This window comes from Polaromonas sp. P1_E1_2 (assembly GCF_056406035.1).
Window position 1 is genome coordinate 1 of record NZ_JBFUAZ010000332.1, and the last position, 4,470, is coordinate 4,470.

5 protein-coding genes are annotated in these 4,470 nt (G+C 64.2%); 2 read left to right on the top strand and 3 right to left on the bottom strand.

All coding sequences use genetic code 11. From position 1 onward, the window contains the following. Positions 1–63: 63 nt before the first annotated feature. Together AC1D1P_RS14910 and AC1D1P_RS14915 are read right to left on the bottom strand one after the other, a co-directional pair. The gene (locus AC1D1P_RS14910; RefSeq protein ID WP_477670324.1) at positions 64–615 is read right to left on the bottom strand and encodes a hypothetical protein; all 552 of its coding nucleotides are present in this window, start codon (positions 613–615) and stop codon (positions 64–66) included. Positions 616–892: 277 nt separating this feature from the next. Continuing rightward, positions 893–1,744 carry a metallophosphoesterase gene (locus AC1D1P_RS14915; protein ID WP_477673521.1) on the bottom strand — a complete coding sequence of 284 codons (852 nt, stop codon included), beginning with the start codon at positions 1,742–1,744 and terminating at the stop codon, positions 893–895. Between the two features lie 117 nt (positions 1,745–1,861). Here AC1D1P_RS14915 and AC1D1P_RS14920 point away from each other — a divergent pair, with 117 nt between their 5' ends. Beyond that, on the top strand, positions 1,862–2,275 hold the full coding sequence (locus tag AC1D1P_RS14920) for a DUF1801 domain-containing protein (protein ID WP_477673522.1): 414 nt from the start codon (positions 1,862–1,864) through the stop codon (positions 2,273–2,275). A gap of 33 nt (positions 2,276–2,308) precedes the next feature. On the opposite strand, the gene AC1D1P_RS14925 is transcribed toward AC1D1P_RS14920, so the two are convergent. Then, on the bottom strand, positions 2,309–3,850 hold the full coding sequence (locus tag AC1D1P_RS14925) for a sensor histidine kinase (protein ID WP_477670322.1): 1,542 nt from the start codon (positions 3,848–3,850) through the stop codon (positions 2,309–2,311). Between the two features lie 190 nt (positions 3,851–4,040). Between AC1D1P_RS14925 and AC1D1P_RS14930 the strand changes: the two genes are divergently transcribed. Beyond that, the gene (locus tag AC1D1P_RS14930; RefSeq protein WP_431099058.1) at positions 4,041–4,217 is read left to right on the top strand and encodes a hypothetical protein; all 177 of its coding nucleotides are present in this window, start codon (positions 4,041–4,043) and stop codon (positions 4,215–4,217) included. Positions 4,218–4,470 lie beyond the last annotated feature (253 nt).

Sequence of the window (4,470 nt, forward strand, 5' to 3'; positions counted from 1 at the left end):
CCCCAGGCGCCGCCCCCTTGAGGGGGGAACAGGCTACACGCAGTGAGCCTGGACGGGGGTGGTTTAAAAGCTCTGCGGGCGCAGAGTTTCGCGCAGCGTCTGCGCTTTATCTGCGTCGAACTGGCCTTCAACCCGCGCCAGCACTTCACCCTGGCGGTTGACCACCACGGCGTAGACCTGGTCGGTGCCGTTGAGGCCGGCCGCACGCACAAAACTGGCTCGGTCGGTGAACACCGGCACCAGCCTGGCGCGCTCGGTATCTGCGGTGTAGTGCTTGAGCAACCTGTTTTCGACGGCGCTGCGCCCCGTCGGTGTGCCGGGGTCATTGACGATCGGCATGCGCATCCACGCGATGGACGAGTCGTTACGCAGGTTCAGCCCCTGGATCCAGCTCTCGGCCTGGACATGCTGGCCGCGCTGGAAGGTGATCAGTGCAAGGGTGCGGTCAGAGGGCAAGCCATCCGGCACGTTGACCGGCTGGCGCAGCAGTGTTTGCGCCATGAAAGCCGGCATGTGCCCCATGACGCTGGCCTCATTGGGTGATGCGAACGCAAACGCAAACGCAAGGCCGACGGCAAGCAGCCAGGCGCCAAGATAGGACACGTTGCTTTTCATGGTGCTCTCCCCAATGCGGGTGCGGTGCAGGAAGTCCTGCATGAACCCTTCATGCAAGATACATGCAAGCCGAACAGTGCGCAAACCAACAATTGGAACAAAGTGTTATCACTTTCGTGCTGACCCTTGGGTTCCGCGTTGCCGGTCGTGGTTGGGTTACGCGATGCGCAGGAAGTTCAAAAAAATGCCGCCGCCGTGTGCGCTGCGGCGCTACGACTTTAGTCACCAGCGGCACGTGGGCACCACGCCCATAAGAGGACGACTGAGTGCTTGAGTGCTATTGGCCGACGCGGATCAGCAAGTCGGGTAAAAACCCGTCCTGTTCATGCTTGCGCGCATAACCCAGCGGGTTCGCCACTACGCGGCAGCCGCGGCTGATGTAATTAATTACGCAATGCAGGTGCCCGTGCAGCCATAGGTCGGCCAGCGGCAGCAGGTCATCCAGCGTATTGCAAAAGCCCGCCGTACCCGGCACCAGGCCATAGCGCGGGTCGGCGCTCAGCAGGCTGGGGGCGAAATGCGTCACGGCCACAGTAGGCCCTTCAAATGGTACGGCCAGTGCCTGCCGCAACCAGGCCTGGCTTTTGAGGCCCTCTTCGCGCAGGTCGGCCGCCAGCAGTGGCTGGCCATCGCGAAAGGAATGGTTTTTTCCGAGATAAAAGTTGGCTGCGCGGAATGCTTTTTCGCGCGCTTTCAGTTGCTCGCCCGGCGTGATGTCCGATGCCTGGGCCTGGCCTGCGCTCAGGGCGTCAAAGTCGGTCCACAGCGTGCTGCCCACAAAACGCACACCCTGCAGCACCACGGTTTCACGTTCAAGCCAGACCATGCCCAGGCGCTCGCAGGTTTCGCGCAGCCGCACATGGGTTTCATCAAAGTCCAGGCCGTCGTATTCGTGGTTGCCCGGGACAAACAGCACCGGCGTCGGCCAGTCCGCACCGCCTTGGGCCAGAGGCAAGGGCGAAAACTGCCCCAGGCCGAAGTCGGCAATGCCCCTCTCGCCCAGCAGCGAGCCCTGCTGATAGGAGCCAATGTCGCCGGCCAGTACCAGCAGGTCGGCGCCGGGTACGGGCACGGCCTTGAAGTCGGGGTTGCTCTCGAGATGCAGGTCGGACAGGAGCTGGATGTTCACCCCGCCGATTGTGCGGGAAGACGGGGCCGGTTCCGGGTGGCGGGCTTTTTCGCTTGCGTCGCCCAGTGTCCGTGCGCTAGATTGCGCAGGCATGAAACAGGAACCAGGGAGCCACCGGTGACACCTATCCAGAACACAGCCGTCGCGCAGGCCTTCGCGGCCTACCCGCCACTGCTGCGGCGCAAGCTGATGGCCCTGCGCCAATTGATTCTGGACACGGCATTGGACACACCCGGCGTCGGCGATCTGGAGGAAACACTCAAGTGGGGCGAGCCGGCCTACCTCACGTCAGCCAGCAAAAGCGGCAGCACCATCCGACTGGGGCCGGTCAGATCCAGTCCAGCGCAGTACGCCCTGTACTTCAACTGCAACACCACGCTGGTGGACACCTTCCGCACCTTGTTTCCCCGCGAGCTGCGCTACGAGGGCAATCGGGCCATCGTGCTCGATGCGGCTGATCCACTGCCGAGGGATGCCTTGTCGTTCTGCATTCAGGCGGCGCTGACCTACCACCGGAAAAAAGGCCCCTGAAACGGCAAAACCGCCGGCGCCGGGCGGGGGGTGTCAGGCCAACGGCGCCAGCAGGCGCACGGTGAATGTCGTGCCTTGCCCGGGCCGGCTGGTGACTTCAATCTGCCCCTGATGCAGGTCAACGCATTCCTTCACGATGTGCAGGCCGATGCCGGTGCCGGAAATATTGCCGACATTGGTGCCGCGGTGAAAGCTGCCGAACAGGCGCGGCAGGTCGGCTTCCGGGATGCCGATGCCGTGGTCGCTGATGCGCAGGTGAATCTGGTCGCCCACGCCGCGAACGGCAAACTGCACCGGCGTGTCCGGGTCCGAATATTTCAGCGCATTGCCCAGCAGGTTGACCACGATGTGCCGCAGCAACTGCTGGTCCGCCGTGCGCGGCGCGTCCAGGCCGTCGCAGGTCAGCGACACGCGCGCGGCCTGCGGGTTGCCGCGCTCAAGCTCACCCATCACCTGCACCAGCCAGTCGGGCACGGCCAGCGGCGCGGCTTCGAACTGGAACTTGCCCAGCTCCAGGCGGCTGGTCAGCAGCACCTGCTCGACCATGCTGTTCATGCGGGCCACCGCCGTCTTGATCTGCCCCAGCAGCTCCCGGCGTTCGCTGGCCGGAAAGCTGGCCCCGTAGGCATCCAGCAGCTCCACAGACGACAGGATGGCGGCCAGCGGCGTGCGGAACTCGTGCGATGTCACGGCGACAAACCGTGACTTCAGCTCCGACAGCTCGCGCTCGTGCGCCAGCGCCTTGCGCATGTCTTCCTCCGCCTGGCGCTTGCGCGTGACATCGGTCAGGAAGTTGAGCGTGGCGGGCGCGCCCTGCCATTCAAACATCACCGCGCTGATCTCAAGCCAGCGTATGGCGCTGCGGCTGTGCTGCACGCGAAACTGGTAGTAGTTCTCCACCGGCTCGCCGCGCAGGCGCTTCATGTGATTGCTCAGCACCTTCTCGCGGTCGTCGGGGTGGATGAATTCGATAAAGGGCAGGGACTTGGCGGTTTCCTCGTCCAGCGAGGTCAGCTCCAGTGCCTTGGGGTTGGCATACAGGATGCGCCCGGCCGCCGTGACAAGAATGCCCTCGCTGACGTTTTCCACCACCGCGCGGTACTTGGCCTCGGAGTCGGTGCGCCGGCCGATCTCCACACGCAATTGCTTGGAAGTGTCGAGCTGCCAGGTGATGTTGTTGGCCAGGTGGATGACGCGCAGCAACTGCCCCGAAGGGCTGTGCATGGGCAGCGCGCGCTGGCTCAGCCGGGCATTGCCGCCCTGGGGCCGGATGACCCTGTACTCTTCGCTGCGCTTCAGGGGGCTGGTTTGCAGGCTCAGCACCCGCTCGCGGTCTATTGGGTCCACATGCTCCAGCCATTGCCACGGCCGGTCTGCCAGGGTGTCGGCCGACAGGCCCCAGAACGCCTCGAACGCCGGGTTGGTATAGGTGATGCGGCCAGTTTGCGGGTCCCAGGACCAGAGCATCGCGTCAATATTCGAGGCGATCTGCCGCAGCAGCGCCAGCGCCCCGTCCGGCGATGAAGCAGGGGTCTCAGCCGTGGGCAGGGAAGAGGGATTTGGGGGATGGGCCACAGCCCAAGCATAGCCGCCGGCTCCGTGAAGTTTTCCCCGGAAATCACGTAGAAATGACCTGCATGTGCCGCCGCGGAGCACGGCATGCATTTTTTGCATGGGTTTGGGGCCCGGTTAGGCTTGAAACCCTAGGGAAAACCCTTATTCTTCATTCACCGCAACTTTTTCACCCCATGAAGGTGACCCTGACATGTACAGCCTGATTTCCCAGATCGCCCGTTTCCTGCCCGCCGCAACCCGCGTGGCCCCTGTGAACGGTGTGGCCCACAACCTGATGGAACGCGCCGAAGCACGCGCCGGCCGCAATCCGCTGCAGGCCCAGGAACTGCGCAGCGCCGCCTACGCTTACCTCAGCGTGGTTCGCTGAGCCCCCACGCTTCCCCGCTTCGAGCCTGCGGCGCGCTGCCCCTTTCCTCACGTATGGGGCCGGCCGCCTTGCGGCTGGCAACGCCAGACCGCGGCTTCAGCTGGTAAAGACGAGGCCTTGTTCGGACGGATGCGGTCAGAGCTTGACCCCTGCTCCTTTGACGGCGGGCGACAGTACGGCCACCTGCTCCCTGACGAAGCCGGTGAACGCCGCCGGGCTCATGGGCTGGGTGGTGATGCCCAACTCCAGCACA